Source organism: Bradyrhizobium sp. Cp5.3 (assembly GCF_000426265.1).
GTDB lineage: Bacteria > Pseudomonadota > Alphaproteobacteria > Rhizobiales > Xanthobacteraceae > Bradyrhizobium > Bradyrhizobium neotropicale.
This window is the reverse complement of sequence record NZ_AUFA01000011.1, coordinates 61,024-85,587: the sequence shown is the minus strand read 5'-3', so window position 1 is coordinate 85,587 and position 24,564 is coordinate 61,024. Positions and strand designations below refer to the sequence as shown.

Here is a 24,564-nt window from a genome sequence, read left to right as displayed (position 1 = left end):
GCCCGCGGGATTTCTGGCACAGAATATCCTCGCGGGCGTCGGTCGCGCGTACCCCGCGTTTTCCACGCGGCCCAGAGGACCCGGAGCCCGTGCTGGGTCCTCCGTCGCGAGCCTTCCATGTGGTTTTCGTGCGGCTCGTGGTATGGTTCTCGGTACGGACACCTCCACGTGCGGGGGGCAGCCATGGTCGAATATCCTGACAGACGGATCGACTACCGCGAGCAAGGATCGGGGCCGACCATTCTTTTCGTGCCCGGCTCATGGAGTACGGGAGCGCTGTGGCGTGGTGTGATCGCTCTCTTAGGAGATAGCTTTCGGGCGGTGACAATGAGCCTGCTCGGTTATGGCGACACCGAAGAGCGCCGCACCCAGGACGACATTTCCATCGAACGGGAGATCGACGTCGTCGAGGCCGTCATCCAGCGCACCAACAGCTCTGTCCACCTCGTTGGGCATTCGTGGGGTGCCACGGTATGCCTGGCGACCGTCCTCCGTGACCGGTCCAAGATCGCAAGCATGACCTTGATCGAGGCGACCCCGTTCAATCTGCTTCGCCACTCCGGCGATCTCGCGCTGTACGAGCAAGTGCGCGCGATGGCCGACGCTTATGTCCGCGCGTGTGACGACGGAAAGCTGTTGGCTGCGCGGAGCATCATCGACTTCTACGGCGGCGACGGCAGCTTTGACGCCCTCCCAGCCCGGACCCGGGACTACATTGTTGCCACCACGCCGACCAACCTTCTTGACTGGTCGTCGGCGTGGGGATTCGATATGCCGCTTGCCGCCTATGCAGGCATCACTGCGCCAAGCCTCTTCGTGCGAGGCGAGCGCAGTCATCCAGTCGTTCAGCGCGTCGCCGAGGTGCTGACTAGCGCAGTCTCCAGATCGTCGCTGGTGACCGTTCCCGGCGCCAGTCATTTCATGATCGCGACCCATGCGTCGGATGTTGCGAGGCTCATCCGTGAGCACGTCGCGACGGTCGAGACGCCGCGCTAGTTCAGCGACCGATCCGAAGTCCCGCACCAGAGGTGCCGCTTTTTGCCGCCAACTGCAATGAGAGCTGTACTCACCTTGCCAGCGCGGCATCGATCGCCGGCAAGAAGGCCGCCAAGCCCGCGCGCTCGAGCGTATCTCGCACGCGACGAAGGTCGCCTCTCGGGCTGTCGTTGGCGCCACCGCGCAGTGCAGCAGCGAGCGCGCGACCGCGCGCCGCGAATACGTCCGCCCACGGCAGGGGCTCGGCGCGCGTATAGTCTTCGAGCGCACTGACATATTCGAGCGCGCTTGTCGCGTCGCCCGACGACAAAAGGCCCTCGATGGCATCGCGATAGAACCAGAGGTAATTGTGCCCGACAGCACCGCGGGCGAGCATTGTCTTGCCTTCAGCCAGCAGACCCCGGCGTTCCGTAGAGTCCTCGACCGCCCGGCTCAGGGCGCCGGTGACCTTTGGACCACAAAACTGCGTTCCGGCCTGCTTGCAGATCGCAAGTGCTTCGCGCAGCATCGTCTCAGCTTCGGCTCTCCGGCCAGTATCGAGATACAAGCGCGCCTGCAGCTCCAGGCCCTGGGCTTCGAAGCGCGTTGCGCCGAGCTGATGGGCGAGCGGCATTGCCCGATCCAGGCAGCCTTGCATCATCTCGTAGTCGCCGAGCTCGTAGCAGGCGAAAACCCTCGCCGTCTCGCCGAGCAATTCGGCGCGGGGTTGGCCGACGAGCACGGCCAGCCGGGCCGTGGCCTCGCCGTCCTCGCGCGCCTGCCGGGGTTCGCCAAGGTAGATGCGGCTGAATCCGACCATCGAGCGGTTTGCCACTTCGATACGGCCAAAGCCGTGCTGCTGGCAAAGCGCGACGCATCGGCTGAAGTAGTCAAAGGCCGTCCGCATCTTGCCCTGCGCGTAAGCCGCATCCGCCAGGCCGCCGAGTGCGCGTGCCTCGGCTTCCGGAGAGCCCGATCGGGATGCATATTCGAGGCCTCGCTCATGCTCCCTTCGGCAACCCTCGATATTGCCCATCGGAAAGAAAATATTTCCCCGCAGATGGTGCAGCCGCGCAAGCTCGTTCACCATGTCATGGCGCTCGGCGGTGTCCTGTGCGTGGTCGAGCAATTCAAGCGCCTCGTTGAGGCCTTCGCTGACGCGCAGGCCCTCGGCGAGCCCGAGCCGCGCCCGGCACAGCGCGGCTTCATCAGATGATGCGGATACCGCCAGCCGATAGGAGGCGATCGAGGCAGAAACATCGCCAAGGTCGCGCTGCAATTCGCCGCGCAGGCAGATCAGCGCGTGGCGATCGGAATCCGCGCGCGCGACCTGGAGACCGCGATCGGCCAGGCGCAGCGCCGCATCGATATGGTAGTTGGCGCGTTGAGCCGTCGCCGCATCGAGATACGCGTGTGGCGCTCGACCGTCCTCGGCGCGATCGAGGTGCTGCGCGTGTAAAACCAGATCCTGCCCTGCAAACCATTCTGCGGCACGAAGATGCAGATCTTTCCGGCTGGACCGAAGCAGTGATGAATAGGCCCCTTCCTGGATGAGTGCATGAGCGAAGAGGAAATCGTCGCCTTCCGGCAGGACGAGAGCGTTGCCGATGAGACCCGTGCAGACGTAGGACGGATCGCCGATGAGGTGCCGCAGCAGAGCGAGAGAGAAACGTTGGCCGATGACTGCCGCGGCTTGAAACGCGTAGTGGTCGGAAGCATTGAGGCGGTCCATGCGCGCCAGAACAAGGCTTTGAATCGACGGAGGGACGGCATCCGCGGTACCTTCCTCCGCATTGCGCAACAGCTGCTCCAGGAACAGCGGGTTGCCGCCTGCGCGCTCGATGCAGGCAGCCGCGACGCGCTGGGTCGCGTCCATGAAGCTGCCCGCGAGATTGAACGCCTCCTCCCGGCGCAGCGGACCGAGATCAATCGTCGCGAATGAAGTGGCGCGACAGCTAGCGCGCCACGCTGCATCGACAGGATCGCCTTCGATACGCGATGTCATGATCAATAGCCCCGGCCCGTCCGCCACCGCGGACGCAAATGCCGAGAGATGTCCGAGGAGCTGCGGATCAGCCCAATGAAGGTCCTCTACGACGATGAAAGTCGGTTTCTCGGCGCAGGCATGCGCCGCGACAGCGGCGGTCACGGCTCGCCTGCCACGATTCCGTGCGACGTTATCCATTGCGTCGTAAAGCGTACGCCACTCACCGGTTTGCGGGAGATCCAGAAGATCGTACAGAAACGCAAGACGCTCAGCAGGCACGACGTTCGCCGCGACCAGATCATCAACCCTCTGCAGCCTGGCCTCGCTTCCGGATGCGGGTGAAAGACCAAGAAGGCTGACGAGCAACGCGCGAACCGCATCCTGTCCCTTGCCTACCCCAAAATCCAGGACCAGGCCACGGTGGGCGGTGAAACCATTTGCGTCTGCAATACGGCGCATCTCCTCGACAAGGCGCGTCTTTCCAATCCCCGCCTCACCGCGCACGTAGACAATCTGCCCACTGCGTCGCGCAACCGTTGCTGCAAGTATGCCCTTGAACTGCTCGAGCTCCGCCACTCGCCCGACAAAGGCGCTGCGGTGGGCGGACGCCGGGTCAGCCGACAGACCGACCAGCCGCCAGATGCGCACCGGCGCATCGAAACCCTTCACGTCCGTTTCCCCCAGCGCCTCGCACAACGCACGATCGGAGAGAGCCCGATAGACACCTTCGGACAGCAGCGTCTCGCCCGCTCCAGCGAGCGCGACCAGCCGCGCTGCGAGGTTCACGCTGTCGCCAAGAACCGTGTAGTCATGCGCTTCGACGCGGCTCAGCGTGCCAGCGACCACTTCCCCGCTGGCAATACCGACATGGGCCTGTAGTGGGCGGAAAGATGCGTCACTGATCCGAGCGAGCGCTGTATGAACGTCCAGGGCAGCTCGTGCCGCGCGCAAGGAATCGTCGTCATGCGCCCGCGGCGCGCCGAACAACGCCATCACCGCATCGCCGATATGTTTGTCGACCGTGCCTCCGTAGCTGATGACGATGCCATCCACCTGAGCAGTGAACCGAGCTACCAGTTCACGGATTTCCTCAGGATCGAGCGATCGAGACAGGGTTGTGAACCCGCACAGATCGGCAAACAGGATCGTGACCTGGCGGCGCTCGCCGGCCGTCCGGTCGACTGTCGACGAAACGTTCGACGGCGATGCAGATTGTAGTTCGCTTATTGCGGCGAGCAGCCGCTTGCGGTGCCCCAGCGAGGCCACGCCAAGTTCTTTGAGATCTGCTTCAGTGAGCCCGCTGAGAACGTCGAAATCGATATCGTTTTCGGCAAACGCCTCGGCATACTGGGCCAATCCCAAATTTCGCAGCCACTGCTCGACCGCCATGTCAAACAGGATCCTCGCGCCGCTTGGAAAGCCGCAGGGTACTCCGTATCCAAGTGGAATCAAAGGCATGCGGTGGCCAAACGCCCCCGCAGACCGCGCCAGTTTCGCGCCAGAAATGACCTCACCGAAACACAGACGCGATCGAATTCAGCCGAAAGCGCAGCAAAATCAACGATACTGATTATCGCTATTCACCTGCAACTTGGTCACCCCCGGAGCCCGCCTCAGTCGGCAGCCTCTCCCGCGCCAGCCGCAGTGCGCGAAGCCGATCGCCGATTGCGGTGCACTCAATGACCCCGGCCGCTTTCGTGAACTCGACGGCTTAGGAAGGTTCAGGCCGCGCCAGCTTCGCGCCAGCTTCGCACCATAAACGACCTTAACGGGACGCCACAGTCGCGCTCGGTGGACCCCGCCAGCATAGCTGAACGCGAACTGACGGAACGGGAAGGCAAGTGCGACGGACGCCTCCTTCTCGCGTGACTTAGGAATCGGCGAGCCATCTGACGTTGTCCACTTTTTTCTGGTCAGCTTATGAATCGTCAAGAGCGCCGGGCCGCGGCCAAACAATCCCAAAAGGTCGCACCGCAAAATCTGGAGGCCGCAAAACAAAGTTTGGAGGCCGCGAAAAAGGGTAAATTGCTGTTTGATCTCGGCCGGTATGCCGAAGCCCTGGAATGCTTCAACATATTCGCGAAGCTCAATCCAAATGTCCCGGCTCTGCATCAAACGCGCGGCCTTTGCCTCCAACGGCTGGGCCGGTTCGAGGAGGCGCAGGCCGACTTCGAGAGGTCCATTGCGCTGAACCCCGGCGAGGCGGAGACGCACAAGAACCTCGGCACGCTTCATTCGAGATTTGGACGGATGGAACAGGCGTTGGCGAGCATCGATCGCGCGCTCGCACTTCGTCCGAATTTTTCCGCAGCCCTGAACGAAAAGGCACGGGCGTTGTGGAGTCTGCAATTGCTGGATGAAGCTTTCGCGGCCTTTCACAAATCGCTGGTGGTCGATCCGAGCAATGCGCACACGATCTGGAATCTCGCGCTGCTTCAGATGCTGACCGGAGATTTTGAGCGCGGCTTGTCGGGGCGCGAGGCGCGCTGGAAAGCCTCTCTCGGCCTCGTCGATCGCGGCTTTTCCTGCCCGCTTTGGCTTCGTGACCAGCCGATCGAAGGCAAGACCATATTGCTTCATGCCGACGAGGGATTGGGCGATACAATCCAGTTTGCGCGCTATGTGCCCATCGTGGCCGCGCTCGGGGCCCGAGTCATCTTGGAGGTCCAGTCTCCGATCCAGCAGCTTTTGGGGGATATCACTGGAGTCGCAACCTGTATCGACCGGTCGTCTTCGACGTCGCCGGCGTTCGACCTGCACTGTCCTCTTGGCAGCCTGCCGCTGGCGTTCGGGACGCGGCTCGATACGATCCCGTTCGCGCAAGCGTACCTTCCCGCGCCCCCGGCGGCGCGCGTGAAGGCCTGGGAAGACCTGCTTGAAGACCGGCTTGGCCTCCGCAATCGCTTCCGCGTCGGTCTTGCCTGGTCGGGGAATCCAGACCACAACAACGATCACAACCGGTCGATGGCGCTGCGCTCGCTTGCTCCTCTCCTGGATTGCGACGTCCAGTTCGTCAGCCTGCAAAAAGGCGTCCGGGATCAGGACCGGGCCTTCCTCGCCGAACGTTTTGACATCCTCGACCTGACGGACCAGCTCACGGATTTCAGCGACACCGCGGCGCTGATTTCCTGCCTCGATCTGGTGATCTCGGTCGACACCAGCGTCGTTCACCTTGCCGGCGCGCTGGGCACCCCCGTCTGGACGATATTGCCATTCAACCCGGATTGGCGCTGGCTGCTCAACCGCGACGACAGCCCGTGGTATTCCTCCATGAGGCTGTTCAGGCAACCCAAGAGAGGCGACTGGGCCAGCGTCGTGGACTGCGTTCGCCTTGAACTGGAAGGACTGGTTTCCGCGTGGCGGTCGGGCGCACGGCAACACCAGAGCAAGGCGTTGCCCCCCACACCGCAGGAAGCGCTCCTCTCGAACTACCTCGGCTATCAGCACTGGCAACTCGGGCGGATGGACGAGGCCGTGCTGCATTTCCAGCGAGCGCTGAAACTTTATCCGCAATATCTGGAGGCAGCGATCAACTGCGGCAGGCTGCTGCTTGATCTCGGCCGGCATACGGAAGCCCTGGAATGCTTCAACGCAGCCGAGAAACTGAATCCAAATTCCGCAGTTCTGTATCAAATCCGCGGCATGTGCCACCAGGAGGCGAACCGGCTCGATGAAGCGGAGGCCGACTACAACAAGTCCATTGCGCTGGACCCCGGCCTTGCGGAAACGCACAGCAACCTTGGCACGCTCCATTCGAAATTAGGCCGGATGGAGCAGGCACTCGCGAGCCTCGATCGCGCGCTCGAACTTCGTCCGGATTTCAGCGCGGCGCTTTCCAACAAGGCATGGATATTGTTGGACCTGCAATTGCTGGATGAAGCGTTCGCGACCTTTCACAGATCCCTGGCGATCGAACCAAACCGTGCGCCGACGATTTTCAATTTCGCGCTGCTTCAGCTGCTGACCGGAGATTTTGAGCGGGGCTGGCGGGGACGCGAGGCCCGCCCGTCTCTCGGCGTCGTCACTCGCGGTTTTTCCAGCCCCCCTTGGCTCGGTGACCAGCCGATCGAAGGCAAGAGCATACTACTTTACTGTGACGAGGGATTGGGCGACTCAATTCAGTTCGCGCGCTATGTGCCCCTGGTGGCCGCACTCGGGGCTCGAGTCATCCTGGCGGTCCAGCCCCCGATCCAGAAGCTCTTGAGTGGCATCACTGGAGTTGCAACGTGTGTCGGCGACGTGTCTGGAACGTCGCTGGCGTTCGACCTGCACTGTGCTCTTGGAAGCCTGCCGCTGGCGTTCCGGACGCAGCTCGATACGATCCCGTTCGCGCAAGGGTACCTTCCTGCACCCCCGGCGGCGCACGTGACGGCGTGGGAAGACCGGCTTGGCCCCCGCAATCGCTTCCGCGTCGGTCTTGTCTGGTCGGGGAATCCAGATCACAAGAACGATAGCAACCGATCGATGGCACTGCGCACGCTCGCGCCTCTCCTCGATTGCGACGTCCAGTTCGTCAGCCTGCAAAAAGGCATCCGGGATCAGGACCGGGCCTTCCTCCGCGAACGTTCTGACATCGTCGACCTGACGGAACAGCTCACGGATTTCAGCGAAACTGCGGCACTGGTTTGCTGTCTCGATCTGGTGATCTCGGTCGACACCAGCGTCGTTCACCTTGCCGGCGCGCTGGGCGTTCCCGTCTGGACGATGTTGCCATTCAGCCCGGATTGGCGCTGGCTGCTCAACCGCGACGACAGCCCGTGGTATCGGTCCATGAAGCTGTTCAGGCAAATGACGAGAGGCGACTGGGCCAGCGTCGTAGACTGCGTTCGCCTCGAATTGGAGAGCCTGGTTTCCTCATGGCGGCCGGAAGCGCGGCAACACCAGAGCAAGGCGTTGTGCCCCACACCACAGGATGCGCTCCTCTCGAATTCCCTCGGCAATCTGCTCCAGCAACTCAAGCGCACGGAAGTGGCTGAGCTGCATGTCCAGCGAGCGCGGGAACTGAATCGGCAAAGCCTGGAGACAGCGAATAGAAACGGCGAACAGCTGTTCAATCTTGGCCGATATGCGGAAGCCCTGGAATGCTTCAACGTAGCCGAGAGACTGAACCCAAATTCCGCAGTTCTGTATCAAATGCGCGGCGTTTGCCTCCAGGAGGCGAACCGGTTCGAGGAAGCGGAGGCCGACTACGAGAAGTCCATTGCGCTGGATCCCGGCCTGGCGGAAACGCACAACAATCTCGGTTTGCTTCATTCGAGACTTGGCCGGATGGAGCAGGCGTTGGAGCGTTTCGATCGGGCGCTCGAGCTTCGACCGGATTTTACTGCAGTGCTCAACAACAAGGCATTGGCATTGTTGAATCTGCCATTGCTGGATGAAGCTTTCGCGACCTTTCACAGATCCCTGGCGGTGGACCCAAACCACGCGCCGACGATCTTTAATCTAGCGACGCTTCAGCTGCTGACCGGAGACTTTGAGCGAGGCTGGCCTGGGCGCGAAGCACGCTGGAAGCTCCCTGTCGGCTTGCTCGATCGCGGCTTTTCCCAACCCCTTTGGCTTGGTGACCAGCCGATCGAAGGCAAGACAATATTGCTTCATTCCGATGAGGGATTGGGCGACGCAATTCAATTCGCGCGCTATGTGCCCATGGTGGCCGCGTTCGGAGCTCGAGCCATCCTGGAGGTCCAGCCTCCGATCCAGCGGCTCCTGGCTGGGGTGTCCGGCGTCGCAACGTGCATCGGCCGGCCGTCCGCAACGTCGCTGGCATTCGACCTGCACTGTCCTCTTGGAACTCTGCCACGCGTGTTCGGGACACGGCTCGATACGATCCCGTTCGCGCAAGCGTATCTTCCTGCGCCCCCGGCGGCGCGCGTGAAGGCCTGGGAAGACCTGCTTGGCCCCCGCAATCGCTTCCGCGTCGGCCTTGTCTGGTCGGGGACTCCAGATCACAAGAATGATCACAATCGATCGATGGCACTGCGCACGCTTGCGCCTCTCCTGGATTGCGATGTCCAGTTCGTCAGCCTGCAGAAAGGCGTCCGGGATCAGGACCGAGCCTTCCTCCGCGAACGCTCCGACATCGTCAACCTTACGGACCGGCTCACGGATTTCAGCGAAACAGCGGCGCTGGTTTGCTGTCTCGATCTGGTGATCTCGGTCGACACCAGCGTCGTTCACCTCGCCGGCGCGCTGGGCGTTCCCGTCTGGACGATGTTGCCATTCAGCCCGGATTGGCGCTGGCTGCTCAACCGCGACAACAGCCCGTGGTATCGGTCCATGAGGCTGTTCAGGCAGCCAAATAGAGGCGACTGGGCCAGCGTCGTGGACTGCGTTCGCCTCGAGCTCGAGGGACTGGTTTCCGCGTGGCGGCCAGGGCAAGAGCCGCCGCCTTTGCTTCTGCCTGCCGAGTTGGAATCGAACTGAGTTGAGTTTGACCCGCCTGATCCCCCAACGTCAGGCGCAACACGCCTCGCCGATCCCGTTGTCTTGCTTTGAAAAAGCGTCCAATGCGCATGCGAGCTGATCAACGAGATGCTCCGTCGTCTGGTTGTCTTCAGCACGCAGACGCCTCCGGAAGAGCACACGAAATTCGGCCGCGCCAATGTCAGGATTCACGCGGAGATCGCCAAGGCCGCCCGCGCACGAGACAGCGAGCGCGTACATTCGCTCATGAAGGCGCGCATGGACGAAGCATCAGAATACGTGAAGCGCCTGGACGGCCGCCTCGATGGACGACTGATCCTCGACTCGGAAATGGCGCCGCGCCCACGGCCGTTGTCGTGACGGAGGTCCTAATCAAGGAGCACGGAGGGCGAAGGCGGACGGGCTGGGCAGAACCAATGCCCGCTCTTGCAAGCACACTTCAATCTTCGACCCGGTACAGGCGCCATCGCTCCGGCACGCCTTTGAGCTGGTGGACGCCGTGATCCATGAAGCGGATCTGAGACTGCGCCATCAGGTCCTTGACCGCACTGGAGACCAGGACTTCGCCGGCACGCGCTTTCGCAGCGACGCGCGCGCCGATGTGAAATGCGAGGCCAACCACCTCAGTCCCGCTCACCTTGTATTCGCCCGCATGTAGCCCCACCCTGATCTCGAGCCCCAGTGTGCGCACGGCCTGGCGGATCGCGTTAGCGCAACGAATCCCCGCAGCCGGCGCCTTGAACGTTGCCAACAGTCCGTCCCCCGTCGTCACGACTTCCTTTCCGCGCGAAGTCTTCAGCTCCTTGCGGACGGCTGCGTAATAGTGGCTCATCACCTTTGTCCAACGCGCATCGCCCAGCTTCGCTGCTTTTTCGGTGGAGCGGACGATATCGACAATCAGGATCGTGGCGAGTGCCTGCTTGAGGTCGGCGCTACGGTCGGCGGATTGGCGTCGGATCGCTATCGGTCCGGCCAGCGGTTCATAGCGATGGTTGCGGCGCCGCGCGATCGCGGCTTTTGCATAGTCCTGTGCACGCTGCGCCGTGCCGCAACGAATTGTCTTCTCCCTCGGCGCAAGCGTCCAGTAGACCTTTCGCCCATCGCCGGCACCATGGACCTCCACGGCGCCCCACTTCAGAAAGACCGCCGAGCCAACGCGCCTGACACACCACGCCTTTGACGTGTATCCGGAGACGTTCGACTGATGGACTCCGATGCGAAGGAATTTTGGCATGAACACGCGGCCGATTGAATGACCGTTTGGACGAGTTGAGGCAAAGGGTAGTCGTACAATCCAGAGTTGGCAACAGTCGTCCCAGTCGGAAATTTGCCAATGGCTCCGACGTCTGCTCGCGTTCACGGTCCCCCCGCGCCTTGTCAAGAAACTGGCATTCCTTTTGCTGCACTGTTCGCAAACCCCAAAAGCCCCGACGGGCTCTGTTCCAGATTGAGGCGAACACATGCAGCCAATGTCCCATTTCAATGCGTCCGCCACCCTTCATCTCCACGCCCTGATTTCCGACCTGCACTGGCGCGTCGCGATGCTGGATGCCGACATTCAGGAAGCGGAGCTGAAGGGCAACAACTCGGACCCGAGCAGTCCCACCTACCCCATGCTGGCACTGACGCTGAGGGATCGGCGCAGCAACCTCCGCGCCTCGATCGAGACGTTGGAAGGTCGGCTCGACAAGGCGTCTGACGTGGCACACGAGACCTAGCGCGGGAACATCAACTCCGCGGCGTCGAATGCCCGCCACGGTTCACCTATGCCGGGGGTGTTGCGGATGCGGGAGCACGCGTTCGTCGTCACCGCAACAATGACCAAGGTGTAGGCGGCAGCTACGCCTGCTGCACAAGCGAATGCAACGCCTTGACCGCGGCCTCCCGGCTCTCCACGGGGACAAACAGACTGACCGAATGCGGCGACAGCACGTAACTGTCGGGGACGATCCCGTGATGTCCGAGAACCTGCAACGCCCTGAACGGCAATTCCGATGAAACGCCGCCGAAACAGGTGAGACTCACCGAGCTTGACGCCTCGCGCTGCTTGCGCAGATCCTTGGCGTCCTCCAGCGTACGCGACAGGGCATCTAACCACTCCGCATCGCAGGCTACCGTCATGCTGGTTCTCCCCGCGGCGAAGTGCGATGCCAGGAGCTGCGGCCACGACAGGCTATTTTGCTTGAGATGCTGCGCGAATTTCTCGAACCCGTGATTGAGATCCCTGGAATCGATTTCCACGTGCTCAATGCGAGCGATCGCATTGACGGCCAGAACCTTACCGCTTTCCATGCCTGCAACCTCTTTCGTCACTTGCGTGCTGTGTTCAACGCTACCCCACCGCTTGAGAGCCAGAGGCACATCCTGACTTTGCGCCAGCTCTACGCTGCGAAAATGCAGGATCTTTGCGCCCCAGAAGCACATCTCCGACAGGGATGCAAAGTCCACGCGCCGCAGGGGCTTTGCATCCGGCACGATGCGCGGATCGGCCGAACAGATGCCGTCGACCTCTTTGATGATTTCACAACGCTCGGCTTTCAGTGCCGCAGCCATTGCAACCGCCGTGGTATCGCTGCCGCCCCGGCCGAGCGTGGTGATTTCCCTGGTCGCCGGGTTCACGCCCTGAAATCCTGCCAGCACCACCACGCGCCCGCGATCGAGTTCCTCGCGCACGCGAATGGGCCGCACATCCAGAATGCGCGCCGATGAATGAGAGTCGTCGGTCATCACGCCAGCCTGGCTGCCGGTGAAGCTGATTGCGGGCACGCCGAGATCGGCAAGCGCCATGCTCATCAGGGACATGCTGATGCGCTCACCGGTCGTCAGCAGCATGTCGAGCTCGCGGCGATTGGGAGCCGGGCTCACCTGGTAAGCCATCTGGATCAATTGATCGGTGGTCGTGCCCATGGCGGAGACGATCGCCACGACGCGATGACCACGGCCATGCAGCTCGGCGAGACTGCGCGCAACCGCGCGAATCTTCGCCGGTGTTTCAAGGCAGACACCACCATATTTTTGCACGATGATGGGATGATTGCGCATCTAACCTCGCCTGGAAGCCTCGCTCGCCTCGTCGATCGAACCGACACCGCCTATCCATGTGCCGACGACCTCGAAGTCCGGAGTGAAGGCGACAAGGTCCGCGCGGTATCCGGGCGAGATCCGTCCGAGCTCGGACTCAAGACCCAGAAACGCCGCTGAAGTCCGAGAAGCCATGATCAGGGCATCGACAAGCGAGATGTCGAGCAGCGCAACAGCGTTGCGCACCGCCTCGATCATCGTGAGGTGAGCGCCCGCGAGTGTGCCATCGGGGCCCGTCAAGCGATTGTCGCGCAAGGTGATCTGCCGTCCTTGCAGCATGAATTTCTGATCGTTCGTGCCCGCCGATGGCATGGCATCGGTGATCAGCATCAATCGATCACGTCCCTTGCAGCGGAAGGCAACGCGCAAACTGAGCGGGTCAACGTGGATGCCGTCGCAGATGATCCCTGCAAACAGCCGGTCATCCCCGAGCGCGGCGCCCACCAGGCCTGGCTCCCGCGCGTTCAACTGCGACATGGCATTGAACAGATGGGTCACCCCCGAGACGCCTCGATCGACCGCACGCCCGATGTCGGCTGCGGTGGAGTCGCTGTGGCCCGCCGCGATCCGCAATCCGGCGCCGATCAATGCGTCGATCATGGACGCGGGCACGCATTCCGGCGCCAGGGTCACAATGGAGCGGCCGCGGTTCCCAAATCTCTTGATCGCGGCGAGATCGCGGCCGTTGGGCACACGTATCTCGGCTTCCGGATGAATGCCCTTGCGGGACCTGTTGAGGGCCGGCCCTTCCAGATGAAAGCCGAGCACGCCGGGAATTTTGAGGCACGCCTCGGCTGCCGCGGCCAATCGCTCGATGATCTCGCTTCGATCGGTGATGAGGGTCGGCAAGCAGCCCGTGGTCCCCGCCTTGCGGTGCACCGCGACGATGCGTCGAACGCCGGCCTCGGTTGGCTGGTCGTTGAGAAGAACGCCGCCGCCTCCGTTCACCTGAATGTCGATGAATCCGGGTGCAAGGATCGCGTCTCGAGGAAGCTGGATTGACGCGCGCGGCTCGGACGTTCCGAAAGCGATGCTTTCAATCCGGCCCTTCGAAATCCTGATCGCTCCCGGACCGCGCATGGCGATACCGTCAAAGATTTGCGGCGCAGCAATCGTGAGAACGTCGGAAGAGGAGCAGTCGCCCATCAGCGTTCATCCGAGAGTGGCAGTCACAGACCCGTGAGACGAGTGCTATAATCTCAAATGTTCCCCATCTACGCATTGGGGGACCCGGACCGAAGCCCTCGCGTTAACATCCGATGGGAACAAAGGGTATCACGTATCTCGGCATTGATGGCGGCGGAACTCGCTGCCGCGCCCGGATCGAGGACGACAACGGCAGGCTGCTCGGCGAAGCAAGCTCGGGCCCTGCCACGACGCGGATTGGCGTCGAAAAGGCCTGGCGTTCCATCATGGAGGCGACCGAAGCCGCGAGCGCACAGGCTGGCCTCGCGCGAGAGGATCTTGCGCGGATGCGCGCCGGAATTGGCCTCGCCGGGCTCGGCCGCCGGGGCGCGGAAGCGGCGCTCAAGGAGATCGCCCATCCCTTTGCGTCCGTTATCTTCATCAGCGACGGCATGGCCGCCTGTCTCGGCGCCCACAGCGGCGCGGACGGGGCCATCGTGGTCGCCGGCACGGGCTCGGTCGGTGTCGGCCTGATCGGCGGCCGCGAAATCCGGCTCGCCGGTTACGGCTTTCCGGTCTCGGACGAAGGCAGCGGCGCCGACATCGGCCTGCAGGTTGTTCGACTGGCGCTGCGGGCCGCGGACCGCCGCGGCGAGCTGACCCCATTGCTTGCGGAGGTGCTGGGCGCATTCGATCATGATCCTTATCAGGCGGTGGCCTGGTCTGAAGACGCCCGGGCCACGGACTACGCTGCGTTCGCGCCGACCGTGATGCGGCACGCCAATCAGGGTGATCCGGTCGGCCGTCGCATTGTCGAACGCGCGGCCGACGCCATTGGCGATCTCCTTGATCTGTTCCTGGCGAGAGGAATTGACCGGCTCGCATTGGTCGGCGGGCTCGCGGATGCCATTACGCCCTGGCTGACGCCCGACCTGCGCGCCCGCCTGAGGCATCCCGACGCCGACGCAGCCGCCGGTGCGTTACTCGTGGCGCGAGGGCGGCTCGACCTGCCCAAGCTGGATTTGCCCAAGAGAGAAGCTGAGCGAGAAGCTGAGCGAGAAACTGACCATGAACAGGCTTCAAAGTTCCGCGGTTAAGGACGCATGGATCAACTATATGGCCACCGAAGAAGTCGACCCCCGTTTTGCCGATCTTGATGCATGGTCACTGCTGACAGCGATGGAAGCCATGTGGGAGGGCCAGCTTGCGGCAGTTGCCGCGATCGGCCATGCCCTTCCCGCGATCACTGCGGCGACCGAAGCGGCGAAGGCGGCGCTGGGCGATCGCGGGCGCATCGTCTATGTCGGCGCCGGCACCTCCGGCCGCGTGGCGGTCCAGGACGGCGCCGAGCTGATGCCGACCTTCGCCTGGCCAAAAGAGCGCGTCCGCTTCATTGTCGCCGGCGGTGACAGCGCGTTCGTCACCAGCATCGAGGGCGCGGAGGACGATGTCGATGATGCAGTCACGCAAGTGAACGCGGCGCGGCTCACGCCGCATGACGTGGTGATTGCGGTAGCCGCCAGCGGCACGACCCCGTTCACGGTCGCAGCCCTGCAGCACGCAGGCTCTTTCGGTGCAGTGACGATCGGCGTCGCCAACAATCCCGGCACCGCACTGCTGGCATCGGCAAAATTTCCGATCCTGATCGAGACCGGCCGCGAGCTGATCGCCGGCTCCACGCGAATGAAGGCGGGCACCGCGCAGAAGGTCGTCCTCAACCTGATCTCCTCGGGGATCATGCTGCGCCTTGGCCGGGTGTATCGCGGCATGATGGTGAACATGCCGCCGACCAATGCCAAGCTGAAGCGGCGCGCCGAGGCCATGGTGGCACAAATCGCGCACTGCGATCCGTCGCACGCGGCACGCTCGCTCGAGCAGGCTGAGGGAGACATCAAGACCGCAGCCCTTCTGGCGTTGGGTGTCGACAAAGTTGATGCGGAGACCGTTCTGAAAAACTGTGACGGCAACCTTCGGCGCGTGTTTGCCGAACTCGCCAAGAACCGTGACTCGCATCGTGACCGACATCCCAAGGGAGCGGCGGCGCCCAATCGAGGCGGAGCGGTTGAGCCGTGACGACATCCGCGATGGCGAGCGAAATCGGGGAAAGCGCGGATGTTGTCGCCAACATCGTTCGCAGCCGCCCCGTCATGCGCGACATCGCACAGCGAATTGGGATTGGCTCCGCTCCCCTGTGCGTCGTATGCGGGCGCGGAAGCTCCGGGCATGCCGGAGTTTTCTTGAGATACCTTGTCGAGACGCGGCTTCGCCTTCCCGTTTCAGCCAGCGCTCCCTCGGTGATCACGGCATTTCGCACGCCCCTAATGCTGCGCGATGCGCTGTTCATCGTGATCTCGCAGTCCGGGCGCAGCCCGGATCTTGTCGCAGCGACCAGGTCGGCCCGCGCCGCGGGCGCCCGCACCATCGCCATCGTCAACGCGACGTCATCGCCGGTGGCTGACGAAGCGGAGTTCGTCGTTCCGATCGAAGCCGGCCAAGAGCACTCCGTAGCGGCGACCAAGACCGTGATCGGTTCGATGGCCGCGAGTGCCGGGCTTGTTGCCGAGCTGGCGGAAGATCATGCGCTGCGGTCGGCCCTCGACAGGTTGGCCGAGCGCCTGCACCGCGCGCTGGCGCTCGACTGGTCTGCGATTGCCGATGATCTCGCCGAGGCATCTGCTGTGTTCGTGGCGGCGCGAGGCCTCGGCCTCGGCTCGGCGCGGGAGATCGCGCTCAAACTTTCGGAAATCCTGCGCCTGCCTTCCATTGGTCTGAGCGCCGCCGAACTGCAGCATGGGCCGCGCGCCGCGCTATCGTCGCGTACGCCAGTCGTCATGATGCGCCTCATGGATGAAACGGCGGCCACGGTGGACGCGCTGGCAGAGGAGTTGCGCGAGCAAGAGATCGCGCTGCATCTCTGCGGCGGACCGCATGGCTCGCTGCCCTGGCTCAGCGAGGATGATGCCGCCACCGACCCGATCACCATGCTCGTTCCAGCCTATCGGATGATCGAGCAGACGGCGCGCGCCTGCGGGTTTGACCCGGATCGCCCCCCTCGCCTGAGCAAGATTACCGAGACGTTTTGACAGCTGACCAATCGCCGGCTGGCGACCGACGGCCCAGACGAGCGGGCCTGGGCTTAAAGAAACCCCACCGATATCCAGGGCACGGCCGCGACGACAAGTGTCCCGATCAGCAGTGCGATCATGTATCCCACGATCGGCTTCATGCCTTCGTCCGGGTTGATGCGGCTGATGGCGCATGCCGCGTAGTAGCCGACGCCGAACGGAGGCGCGAACAGGCCGATGCCCATCGCGAGAACGACCACCATCGCGTAATGGACATCATGCACCCCGACCTGTCGGGCAATCGGAAACAGCAGCGGGCCGAACAGAACGATCGCCGGGATTCCCTCCAGCACGCTTCCCAGAATGACGAAGGCCATGATCGTGACGCCGAGGAACACAGGCGCGCCGCCGGGAAGGCCAGTCATGAACTTTGCCAGAGAGGCGGAGAAGCCTGACTGGGTCAACGCCCAGGCCATGCCCGTGGCCGCACCGATGATGAGCAGGATCGCTCCGGACAGCGACGCCGTCTCGATCAACATCGGATAGATTCGTCGCCAGGCGAATTGCCGATAGATCAACAGGCCTGCGAAAACCGAATACAAGATGCCGATGGTCGAAACTTCGGTTGCCGTCGCAACGCCCTCGACCACTGCGGTCCAGATCACGAACGGTAGGGCGATGGCAGGAATCGCAATGACGAAGGCGCGCCCGATCTCTCGCCCACTCGCCCGTTTGACGTGGGACAGGTCTTCGCGGCGGTACCGCCACCAGACCACCGCTCCAAGCATGACCGCGAGCACGAATCCCGGAAGCAAGCCGCCGGTGAACAGCGCCGAGATCGAAACACCGGTCACCGAGCCGATTGTGATCAGAACCAGCGAGGGCGGTATAGTCTCGGTTTGCGCGCCCGTTGCGGCCAGGAGTGCAACGAGATCGCCCGGCTTCGCCCCGCGCTGCCGCATCTCGGGAAACAGCACCGGAGCCACAGCCGCCATGTCGGCGGCCTTGGAGCCGGAGATGCCGGAGACCAGGTACATCGCTCCGACCAGCACATAGTGCAGGCCGCCGCGAACGTGACCCCACAGGCTCGCCAGGAAGCCGACCATGGCGCGCGCCGACAACGATCCGCTGTTCGCGCTTTCGCAGACTGGATCGTGTCTCAGCTCGAAGACCGAGACGTACGTTCCTCGCACTGAAATGCGGGTCGGGTTCTGGCTCTCTCATGATGGCTGTACGCCAAGCCCTTGGGAGCCGCTGCCCGGGGGCGTCGCAACCCGATATTGGCTAGAAGTTTCCCGACGTCGAAAGGTTCGAATGTTCACTTGCGGACAGTTCGGGGAAAAATGGCGATCCGATGAATTTTTCGAGGTGCATGCTCCCGCCATCGCAATCTTGAATCGTCGAATGGTCCTTAGTCTGATCTCCGTCAGGATTTTATCGTGACGAGCGCCCGGACAAGCTCGGGCAATCAGGCGCAGAGTGCCACCTTGGGACGGGGCCGCACGAGCGATTGTTTGCGGCCTTGTGCTTGGGTGGAGGGCCCCGCCAAGCCAGCCCCGGTGGGGCCTTCCCTCAATCAACGGAATCGGGGGTGATGCGTTCGGCTGGCGCGAGACTCTGTCACAAAGCTGTGGCATGACCATTGCATACTAAGAACCAACTGGGATTTCAGCGTCCAGTTAGAGAATAGAGCGCTGCGGGGACGTGTATTTCGAGCCCGGCAGCGCTTTTTTATTGGCCGATCTGGCGCGCTTAGCGACTCGCGAAGTGATGGACACGAGCATCCTCAGTCCGCGCCTTCATGCCGAGAGCGTCATTTCAACTGGGTATGCACAGCAGGTTTTGACGCTCGGAAGATATAGCGGTTAGTGCTGAAGAAGTATCTTCCTGCCTCGCTGAGGCGAGCGAACTCGCCATGCCAGGCGTTCAGATCATCGGCAGAAACGTCGTTCCTGCGTCCGACGAAGTTCTGAATGCCCTGGGCCAGTCCCTTGCTGTAGCTCTCATCATCATATTGCAGATTCAAAATCGGAAAAACGGATGCGCCGTCCAGGTGAAATCCTGCGTCGACCAATCTGCAGGCCATGGATCTTGGGAGGCGCGGGTGAGCACAGTGCGCTTCCCACGATTTCATGACCGAGGCCATGCGTTCCGGGTCTTCGGAATGCCACACCACAGCGTCCCAATCCGTCGCGACAAAAATCGCTCGGCCGCCTGGCTTCAGGACACGAAATGCCTCGATGAGGGCGCGATCGACGTCGGGCACGTATTCGGCAACCTGTGTGCAGACAACGACATCAAACGATGCATCTGCCTCGCTCAACCTGGTCGCGTCGCCGATGGAATATGAAATCCAGTCGGACGCTTTCCGCCGATTGCAGACGGCTATCAGGTCGGTCGAAACATCGACGCCGACGACAGCACCATCACGTCCAACGATTTGCGCCATGCTTTCGCACAGATAGCCCGGACCACACCCGATATCCAGAACACGCTCACCGGCAGACAAATCGAGGCGCCGAATTGTCTCCGCGCGTTGTGCCTTCACATCCCCTGTGAGATAGATTCTTTCGAGCCGTTTCGCGTTTTCCTTGGTGTACTCCATCCCGCTCATCTTCGCCTCCAGCGTCGAGGGGTATGGAGAAATTGAACTCGAAGGCGGGACTAAATCAATGGGCGGCAGGTCCAGCTGGGACGCCGCCGACGTCTCAATAGCCGGCGCCGGCGCCCCTTCGTACCATCGACAACTTCAAGGATATCTGCGTCGGCGGTAAGCCGCGCGGGGACAGGTCGACGGAAGTGAGCCCATTTGCTCGAACCTGACGAGCGTGTCGAAAGTCGGATCGATCTGGATTGCACGGACGAGAGCACGGCGAGACAACGCGCACGGCAGTTCGCAGAGGAAGTCGAGGCCAACGGGACCACTGCACCAGATACCGCCGGGTGGGGCACGCCGCGGCGGCTTGGCGTGGAGCTTCTCAGCCGCGGAAGGAAGGCTGGGTCTGGTCGGCGGGCGCCGGCAGACCCCGATGGCGGAATGTTGCGCTTTCCGAATGAAGTAGTGATTTTTTAACTTGCGTTAAAAGACCGCACGGACAATTGTGACGGCCGCGTAAAGCATACTGCAAGCTCCACTTGTTCTACGGCCCCCGTAGTTTTGCGGACTTTTGATGCGGACGTTTCTGATAATCCTGGGCATCTGGCTGTTGCTGAATGCCCTGTTTGTTGTGCTCATGATCCCGGCGCGCAAGCCGTCATCGCGCGGCCCGGGCGGCCTATTGCCCATACCGCTCCATCGGCGCGCCGGTCCGCCCGATGAGGAGGACGATAAGCTCTCCTTTCGTCACGTCATCATTTCGGCCGCGCTGACTGTCGTCGAAACCGTGACCCCGCCCTTGCTCGAAGCCTTCGACGCCGCCAGAGGCCTAGTCGGCAGCCGCCGCTCAAAGCCGCGGAACCCGAAGGCGCCGATCGGCGCCCGTGAAGCAGACGAGATTTGAAACCGCGGCGCCATTCTTCGGAAACCAGCAGAATCCCATGACCAACCGAACGCGCCCGACAGCGGCTCCCGCCGTATCCCGCCTTGGTCTTGCGCTTGCGGCGTTGCAGGAGAAGCGTGGCCAGACCCTTCGAAGCATGGCTGCCGAGATCGGCACCACGGCATCGAGCCTGCAGCGAATCATGAAGCGGGGCCAGCTTCCGGATGCGCTCGGCATGACCAAGATCCTGATGTGGCTTACCGAACCTTTTCCGAAGGCCGACGGCAAGGCGCGCAAGAGGGCGCGGTCCGCGTAGCTGCCCTTCGTGCGAGCCGGCGAACACTGCTCTTTGCCGCATCTTCCCATCGCATTCGTATTCGCGTCGAAGTCCGCCTCGATAATGTGAAAATTGCAGCTGGCCGTTTGCCCTTCGGCAGATCGCGGTCAGGTCGGAGAGTGCTCGCCTATCGCAAGGCGAACAAGTCACCGATCCTGAAGCTGCTGCTTTCCAGGATCGGACGGCCGGCACGATGACGGCGGCCAATGCCATCGAATTCGGCGTCGGACCGGGAGGCGTCTACGCTGGCCCGGACCGGTATCATTACTACGATCGCGATTACGGATCGGACTGCCGGACCATCATCAGCCACCACACCAATCGCTTCGGCGAGGACGTTGTTGTTCGCAGGCGGGTCTGCGACTGATGCCTCACCTCAACAAGAGGACGTATCGAGCCTGCGCGGAGCCCAGCTCCGCGCAGCGCGGCTTCAACCGTTATATGCGAACAGCTCGATCGGCTCACTGAAGCCGCGCACCTCATATTCGCCGACGTGCTCCAGCGCGAAATCGTGCTCGACGAGGTCAGCGAATGCGCGTGACAGCAGCACCGTCTTGCCCAACTGCTTGGTGAGGGCCTCGAGACGCGAGGCCATGTTGACGGCAGGACCGATGACGGTGAAGTCGAGCCGGGTTCGCGAACCGATATTTCCGTACATGACGTCGCCGACGTGGACGCCGATGCCGTAATTCATCGGCGCGCGGCCGATGTCGCGGTTCCTCACGTTCAGGGCGGACATGGCCTGTTGTGCCTCGGTCACGGCGTGCAGCAGATTTGCGCAAGCTTGCGGTTGACTGAGCGGGAAGATGGCGAGCATGCCGTCGCCGATGAATTTCAGGATTTCGCCGCCATGCCGGGCAATCGGCTCCGACATCGCATCGAAATAGTCGTTCAGGAGATCGATCACGTCATCGCGCGGCCAGCTGTCCGAGATCCGGGTGAAATCGCGCAAGTCGCAGATCATGATCGCGGCGCGCACTGTCGTCCCGCTGCCGCGCCTGGTGGCACCCGCAAGGATGAGCTCGCCGGCGTGGGATCCGACATAGGTTTCCAGCAGCGTCCGCGCCAGCCGGTTCTTGACGCGGATCTCGCTGACGAGCGCCAGAACCGGCAACAGTCCTTTCAGGCTGGCGATATGCGCATCGTCGAAACCACCGGGGCGGTCGGTGGCAAAGGTCACGATGTGCCGCTTGCCGAGCGTATGGTAGAGCGGCCACGCCACATAGTCGGTCAGGCCCTTTTCCCGCATTTCATCATAAAGCGCGTGCTTGCGGCCCAGCGAGCGATCCTGCTCGAGATTCTCGCGGACCTCGGCGGCACCGTCCTGGATCTCATTGGCGGAGCTGCCGATGTATTCCGATCGCTCCCTGACATCGTAGTCGACACGCGCGATCTCCGCCTCGCGCATCCCGTCGGCCCACATCATCCGGGCGCCGAGCCATTGCGGATGGTGGATGAGAACATGAAGCGTTGCCCGCTTGACTGGAATGCCTGCGCGCTGGAGCCGCATGCACATCTCGGCGAAGATATTGTCGATGAAGCGCTCATCGCGCGTGTCATTGGTCAGCCACTGCACGACGTCGTTGTCGGACTGCGTGGTGACGGAACCGGTGTCTCGTGGCGCGTCCATGTCCTGCCTCTGGGCGGGGGCTGCATCCGGAGAGATATCGTGTCCGATTCGACGCCGTCAACTGGCCCGTCGGGCAGGATTGCCGCCTAGCCAATGAGTTGAACCGACCCAAGCACTGCCAAGCCCGAAACGAACGCGAGCTTCGACGGCGTTCTTCAGCTTGATGACGTCGGAGCCGAAATCGACCTGGACACTGGGCCATTGCCCTCGAAAGCAGGACGACATCCAGGCTGGCACGGCATTTCCAGGTTCAGCGTCGCTATTTCGACGTCAACGCCGCCACCGGTCGCCAAGCGGCGTCGGGCGCGGCCACAACGAACTGCCGGCAACGGTCACGCATCAGCTCCGCGGGACGATCGTGACTATGCTCTTTCAACACGGCTTCGAAATCGGCGAGCGCCGCGGCAAACCGGCGCGCCCGATAGTTGGCGAGACCGTGCTCATAGTCCGCGATCCAACCAGCCGTTCCGCTGCCGACCGCGCCTTCATCCACGATCCCGATCAGTTCGTGGACGGAAAGTCCCTCCTCCCGTCCGTACACCGCGATGCTCTCGATCTCACGCGTGACGATGGCACCGCGCGCCAGTCGTTCCGTCGCCTCGCCGATCAGAATTTGCGTTCCATAGGATTTGTTGGCGCCTTCGAGCCGGCTCGCGACGTTCACAGCGTCGCCGATCACGGTGTAGTTCAGGCGCAGCTCCGAGCCGATATTGCCGACCAGCATGCGGCCCGAATTGATGCCGATCCGGATCTGGAGCGGCTGACCGAGGTCGTCGGCAAGGCCGGACTCTTCCATGGCCTTGCGGCAGGCGAGCGCAGCGCGGCAGCATCGCAAGGCGTGGTCCGCTTGCGGCTGGGGCGCGCCCCAGAAAGCCATGACGGCGTCGCCAATGAACTTGTCGATGGTTCCGCCATTGGCGACGATGACCTCCGAGGCGAGGTCGAGATAGCGCGACAGCAACGGCACGACGCGGTCGCCCATCCGTTCGGACAGCCCGGTGAAGCCGGCGATATCGATGAACATCACGCTGAGCTCCTGGATGCTGCCGCCGGGCTTTGCCTCGACGCCTTGACGCAGCAGCGCGCGAACGAGATCGGCGGGGATGAACTTGCGGAAGGCGGACAGCCCAGCTGCCATCTCGGCGATCGCGCCCGACAGACTCGCGATCTCCTTGAGTCGCGACGGATGCCGCCGGACGCGTTCCAGCGCGAAGGTTTCCACATGGCGAATCTCGCCGACGACGCGCGACAACGGCGCGGCAATGACGGAGCGCGCCAGCACCGCCGAGGCCAGCGCTGCGAGCACGGCGCCGAAGGCAAGGCCGAGGATCAGGCGCCGCAGCGTCGTCTCGACCGGGCCGAGAAATTCGGCCTCGGGGATCACCGTTGCGAGCGACCATCCGGGAAACGGCAGCGGCGTAAGCGCAACCTCATAGGCAGCGGCACCTGAGGTCAGATGGCTTCGCCAGGCATCCTTGCGGCCGGCGTCACCCGCCTTTTCGAGCGCCTCGCGCGCGAGCGGCAGCAGCTTCGTGTCGCCGCGTGCCGGATGCAATTCGTCGGCCTCCTTGTCCGGCGCGGCGACGAGTTCGCCGCGGCCATCGACGATGAAAGCGGTTCCGGTGCTCCCGACATGGAGCTGCGACAGGAAGCGCGCAAGCCGGGTATATTCGATGATGACGGCAAGAACGCCCTGCCGCTCCTGATAGACGTCGATGGGTCCCGCAAAGGCAATCGATGCCTGTTCGCCGGTCGGATGGTCAGTCACCCTGAACCATTGCGGCTCCTCAGCCGCGAGCCCGGTCTTGAACCAGGTGCGCTCGGCGACGCGAAACCCGGTCGGCTCGAAGCGGCGATTGGCGAATTCGATATCGCCGGGCACCACGTCATACTCATCAATGCGACGCTGGCCTGGATGATCGGTCAACGATATTTCCATCATCTCCAACCGCCGGTCGCCCAGCTTGTGCGCGGCGAAGAAGGCCCCGTCGGGCCAGCCGAAGGCCACCCAGGAGATCGTCGCCTGCGACTGCAGCTGCGACAGGAAGACGAATTCGCGCTTGTCGGCCTCGCGGGTGTCGAGCACGTTCTGGAGGAACAGCGTGCGGATCGCGGTATGAGCGGCGCGCGCCTCGTCCACGATGGCCGAGACCTCCTTGCGCACCGCCGCCACGATCTGCTCGTTGATTGTCGAGGCGAGCTGGCGGCTGGTCGCCTCCGCCGTGCGCCACCACAACAAGCTGGACAGGGCTGCGGTCAGCAGGATCGCAGCCAGGACCAGCGCGGAAACGGCGAGGCGGATACTGACCGTCAGCCTTGCGATCGCGTGGAGCCGCCGTACGGGATCAACATTCATCGCCGTTTTCGCCTTCGTCTGCGCGTCACCTGACATTGCTCTACGTCGTCAACCGTCATTCGTTACGAATGGCAGGTGCGGGCAGCCATCGCCAATGCTCTGCGGC

The 24,564-nt window shown here is 62.8% G+C and carries 17 protein-coding genes and 1 pseudogene; 10 read left to right on the top strand and 8 right to left on the bottom strand.

The window, feature by feature from the left end:
• The first annotated feature begins 183 nt into the window (after positions 1–183).
• Positions 184–996 (top strand): alpha/beta fold hydrolase, encoded by an 813-nt coding sequence (locus K289_RS0117835; protein ID WP_027552786.1) that lies wholly within the window; start codon positions 184–186, stop codon positions 994–996.
• Between the two features lie 70 nt (positions 997–1,066).
• Here the strand turns inward: K289_RS0117835 and K289_RS0117830 are convergent, their stop codons facing one another.
• Positions 1,067–4,351 (bottom strand): adenylate/guanylate cyclase domain-containing protein, encoded by a 3,285-nt coding sequence (locus tag K289_RS0117830; protein ID WP_027552785.1) that lies wholly within the window; start codon positions 4,349–4,351, stop codon positions 1,067–1,069.
• Between the two features lie 531 nt (positions 4,352–4,882).
• Between K289_RS0117830 and K289_RS47740 the strand changes: the two genes are divergently transcribed.
• Both K289_RS47740 and K289_RS0117820 read left to right on the top strand, forming a co-directional pair.
• Positions 4,883–9,385 (top strand): tetratricopeptide repeat protein, encoded by a 4,503-nt coding sequence (locus K289_RS47740; protein ID WP_084788634.1) that lies wholly within the window; start codon positions 4,883–4,885, stop codon positions 9,383–9,385.
• Positions 9,386–9,493: 108 nt separating this feature from the next.
• The gene (locus tag K289_RS0117820) at positions 9,494–9,745 is read left to right on the top strand and encodes a hypothetical protein (RefSeq protein WP_027552784.1); all 252 of its coding nucleotides are present in this window, start codon (positions 9,494–9,496) and stop codon (positions 9,743–9,745) included.
• 79 nt (positions 9,746–9,824) lie between these two features.
• On the opposite strand, the gene K289_RS0117815 is transcribed toward K289_RS0117820, so the two are convergent.
• Positions 9,825–10,619 (bottom strand): adenylate/guanylate cyclase domain-containing protein, encoded by a 795-nt coding sequence (locus K289_RS0117815; protein WP_027552783.1) that lies wholly within the window; start codon positions 10,617–10,619, stop codon positions 9,825–9,827.
• Between the two features lie 226 nt (positions 10,620–10,845).
• On the opposite strand from K289_RS0117815, the gene K289_RS0117810 reads away from it, so the two are divergent.
• Complete coding sequence (locus tag K289_RS0117810) at positions 10,846–11,103, top strand: hypothetical protein (protein ID WP_027552782.1); 258 nt, start codon at positions 10,846–10,848, stop codon at positions 11,101–11,103.
• A gap of 121 nt (positions 11,104–11,224) precedes the next feature.
• Here K289_RS0117810 and K289_RS0117805 read toward each other — a convergent pair whose 3' ends face one another.
• Together K289_RS0117805 and nagA are read right to left on the bottom strand one after the other, a co-directional pair.
• A complete protein-coding gene (locus K289_RS0117805) occupies positions 11,225–12,427 on the bottom strand; it encodes an aspartate kinase (protein WP_027552781.1) in 1,203 nt (400 codons plus the stop codon).
• A complete protein-coding gene (gene nagA, locus K289_RS0117800; protein ID WP_027552780.1) occupies positions 12,428–13,612 on the bottom strand; it encodes an N-acetylglucosamine-6-phosphate deacetylase in 1,185 nt (394 codons plus the stop codon).
• 113 nt (positions 13,613–13,725) lie between these two features.
• Here nagA and K289_RS0117795 point away from each other — a divergent pair, with 113 nt between their 5' ends.
• Genes K289_RS0117795 through K289_RS0117785 form a run of 3 tightly spaced genes read left to right on the top strand, consistent with a single transcriptional unit; the run spans position 13,726 to position 16,674 of the window.
• Entirely contained in the window at positions 13,726–14,688 is a 963-nt protein-coding gene (locus tag K289_RS0117795) for a BadF/BadG/BcrA/BcrD ATPase family protein (protein WP_027552779.1), read from the top strand.
• Positions 14,660–15,664, top strand: coding sequence for an N-acetylmuramic acid 6-phosphate etherase (locus K289_RS0117790; protein WP_256380005.1), 1,005 nt, complete (start codon positions 14,660–14,662; stop codon positions 15,662–15,664). Before K289_RS0117795 ends, K289_RS0117790 begins: the two co-directional genes overlap by 29 nt.
• 11 nt (positions 15,665–15,675) lie before the next feature.
• The gene (locus tag K289_RS0117785) at positions 15,676–16,674 is read left to right on the top strand and encodes an SIS domain-containing protein (RefSeq protein ID WP_027552777.1); all 999 of its coding nucleotides are present in this window, start codon (positions 15,676–15,678) and stop codon (positions 16,672–16,674) included.
• 53 nt (positions 16,675–16,727) lie between these two features.
• Here K289_RS0117785 and K289_RS44575 read toward each other — a convergent pair.
• Together K289_RS44575 and K289_RS0117775 are read right to left on the bottom strand one after the other, a co-directional pair.
• A pseudogene (locus K289_RS44575) lies at positions 16,728–17,771 on the bottom strand (TRAP transporter large permease); the annotation flags it as partial.
• 698 nt (positions 17,772–18,469) lie between these two features.
• Complete coding sequence (locus K289_RS0117775) at positions 18,470–19,270, bottom strand: methyltransferase domain-containing protein (RefSeq protein ID WP_035685020.1); 801 nt, start codon at positions 19,268–19,270, stop codon at positions 18,470–18,472.
• A 556-nt stretch (positions 19,271–19,826) separates the two neighbouring features.
• Between K289_RS0117775 and K289_RS0117770 the strand changes: the two genes are divergently transcribed.
• The 3 genes from K289_RS0117770 to K289_RS50505 all read left to right on the top strand — a co-directional run bounded on the left by K289_RS0117770 (position 19,827) and on the right by K289_RS50505 (position 20,839).
• The gene (locus K289_RS0117770; protein ID WP_027552775.1) at positions 19,827–20,156 is read left to right on the top strand and encodes a hypothetical protein; all 330 of its coding nucleotides are present in this window, start codon (positions 19,827–19,829) and stop codon (positions 20,154–20,156) included.
• A gap of 37 nt (positions 20,157–20,193) precedes the next feature.
• A complete protein-coding gene (locus K289_RS50510; protein WP_145928171.1) occupies positions 20,194–20,451 on the top strand; it encodes a hypothetical protein in 258 nt (85 codons plus the stop codon).
• A 214-nt stretch (positions 20,452–20,665) separates the two neighbouring features.
• Positions 20,666–20,839 carry a hypothetical protein gene (locus tag K289_RS50505; RefSeq protein WP_156918031.1) on the top strand — a complete coding sequence of 58 codons (174 nt, stop codon included), beginning with the start codon at positions 20,666–20,668 and terminating at the stop codon, positions 20,837–20,839.
• 63 nt (positions 20,840–20,902) lie between these two features.
• Here the strand turns inward: K289_RS50505 and K289_RS0117755 are convergent, their stop codons facing one another.
• Both K289_RS0117755 and K289_RS0117750 read right to left on the bottom strand, forming a co-directional pair.
• The gene (locus K289_RS0117755; RefSeq protein WP_027552774.1) at positions 20,903–22,102 is read right to left on the bottom strand and encodes an adenylate/guanylate cyclase domain-containing protein; all 1,200 of its coding nucleotides are present in this window, start codon (positions 22,100–22,102) and stop codon (positions 20,903–20,905) included.
• Between the two features lie 259 nt (positions 22,103–22,361).
• Positions 22,362–24,458 carry an adenylate/guanylate cyclase domain-containing protein gene (locus K289_RS0117750; protein WP_027552773.1) on the bottom strand — a complete coding sequence of 699 codons (2,097 nt, stop codon included), beginning with the start codon at positions 24,456–24,458 and terminating at the stop codon, positions 22,362–22,364.
• Positions 24,459–24,564: the final 106 nt, after the last annotated feature.

Bases quoted from the DNA above. Each gene is read 5' to 3' on its own strand.
- K289_RS0117835 (WP_027552786.1), top strand. From the start codon at position 184: ATGGTCGAATATCCTGACAGACGGATCGACTACCGCGAGCAAGGATCG.
- K289_RS0117830 (WP_027552785.1), bottom strand. From the start codon at position 4,351: ATGGCGGTCGAGCAGTGGCTGCGAAATTTGGGATTGGCCCAGTATGCC.
- K289_RS47740 (WP_084788634.1), top strand. From the start codon at position 4,883: ATGAATCGTCAAGAGCGCCGGGCCGCGGCCAAACAATCCCAAAAGGTC.
- K289_RS0117820 (WP_027552784.1), top strand. From the start codon at position 9,494: ATGCTCCGTCGTCTGGTTGTCTTCAGCACGCAGACGCCTCCGGAAGAG.
- K289_RS0117815 (WP_027552783.1), bottom strand. From the start codon at position 10,619: ATGCCAAAATTCCTTCGCATCGGAGTCCATCAGTCGAACGTCTCCGGA.
- K289_RS0117810 (WP_027552782.1), top strand. From the start codon at position 10,846: ATGCAGCCAATGTCCCATTTCAATGCGTCCGCCACCCTTCATCTCCAC.
- K289_RS0117805 (WP_027552781.1), bottom strand. From the start codon at position 12,427: ATGCGCAATCATCCCATCATCGTGCAAAAATATGGTGGTGTCTGCCTT.
- nagA (WP_027552780.1), bottom strand. From the start codon at position 13,612: ATGGGCGACTGCTCCTCTTCCGACGTTCTCACGATTGCTGCGCCGCAA.
- K289_RS0117795 (WP_027552779.1), top strand. From the start codon at position 13,726: ATGGGAACAAAGGGTATCACGTATCTCGGCATTGATGGCGGCGGAACT.
- K289_RS0117790 (WP_256380005.1), top strand. From the start codon at position 14,660: ATGAACAGGCTTCAAAGTTCCGCGGTTAAGGACGCATGGATCAACTAT.
- K289_RS0117785 (WP_027552777.1), top strand. From the start codon at position 15,676: ATGGCGAGCGAAATCGGGGAAAGCGCGGATGTTGTCGCCAACATCGTT.
- K289_RS0117775 (WP_035685020.1), bottom strand. From the start codon at position 19,270: ATGAGCGGGATGGAGTACACCAAGGAAAACGCGAAACGGCTCGAAAGA.
- K289_RS0117770 (WP_027552775.1), top strand. From the start codon at position 19,827: ATGCGGACGTTTCTGATAATCCTGGGCATCTGGCTGTTGCTGAATGCC.
- K289_RS50510 (WP_145928171.1), top strand. From the start codon at position 20,194: ATGACCAACCGAACGCGCCCGACAGCGGCTCCCGCCGTATCCCGCCTT.
- K289_RS50505 (WP_156918031.1), top strand. From the start codon at position 20,666: ATGACGGCGGCCAATGCCATCGAATTCGGCGTCGGACCGGGAGGCGTC.
- K289_RS0117755 (WP_027552774.1), bottom strand. From the start codon at position 22,102: ATGGACGCGCCACGAGACACCGGTTCCGTCACCACGCAGTCCGACAAC.
- K289_RS0117750 (WP_027552773.1), bottom strand. From the start codon at position 24,458: ATGAATGTTGATCCCGTACGGCGGCTCCACGCGATCGCAAGGCTGACG.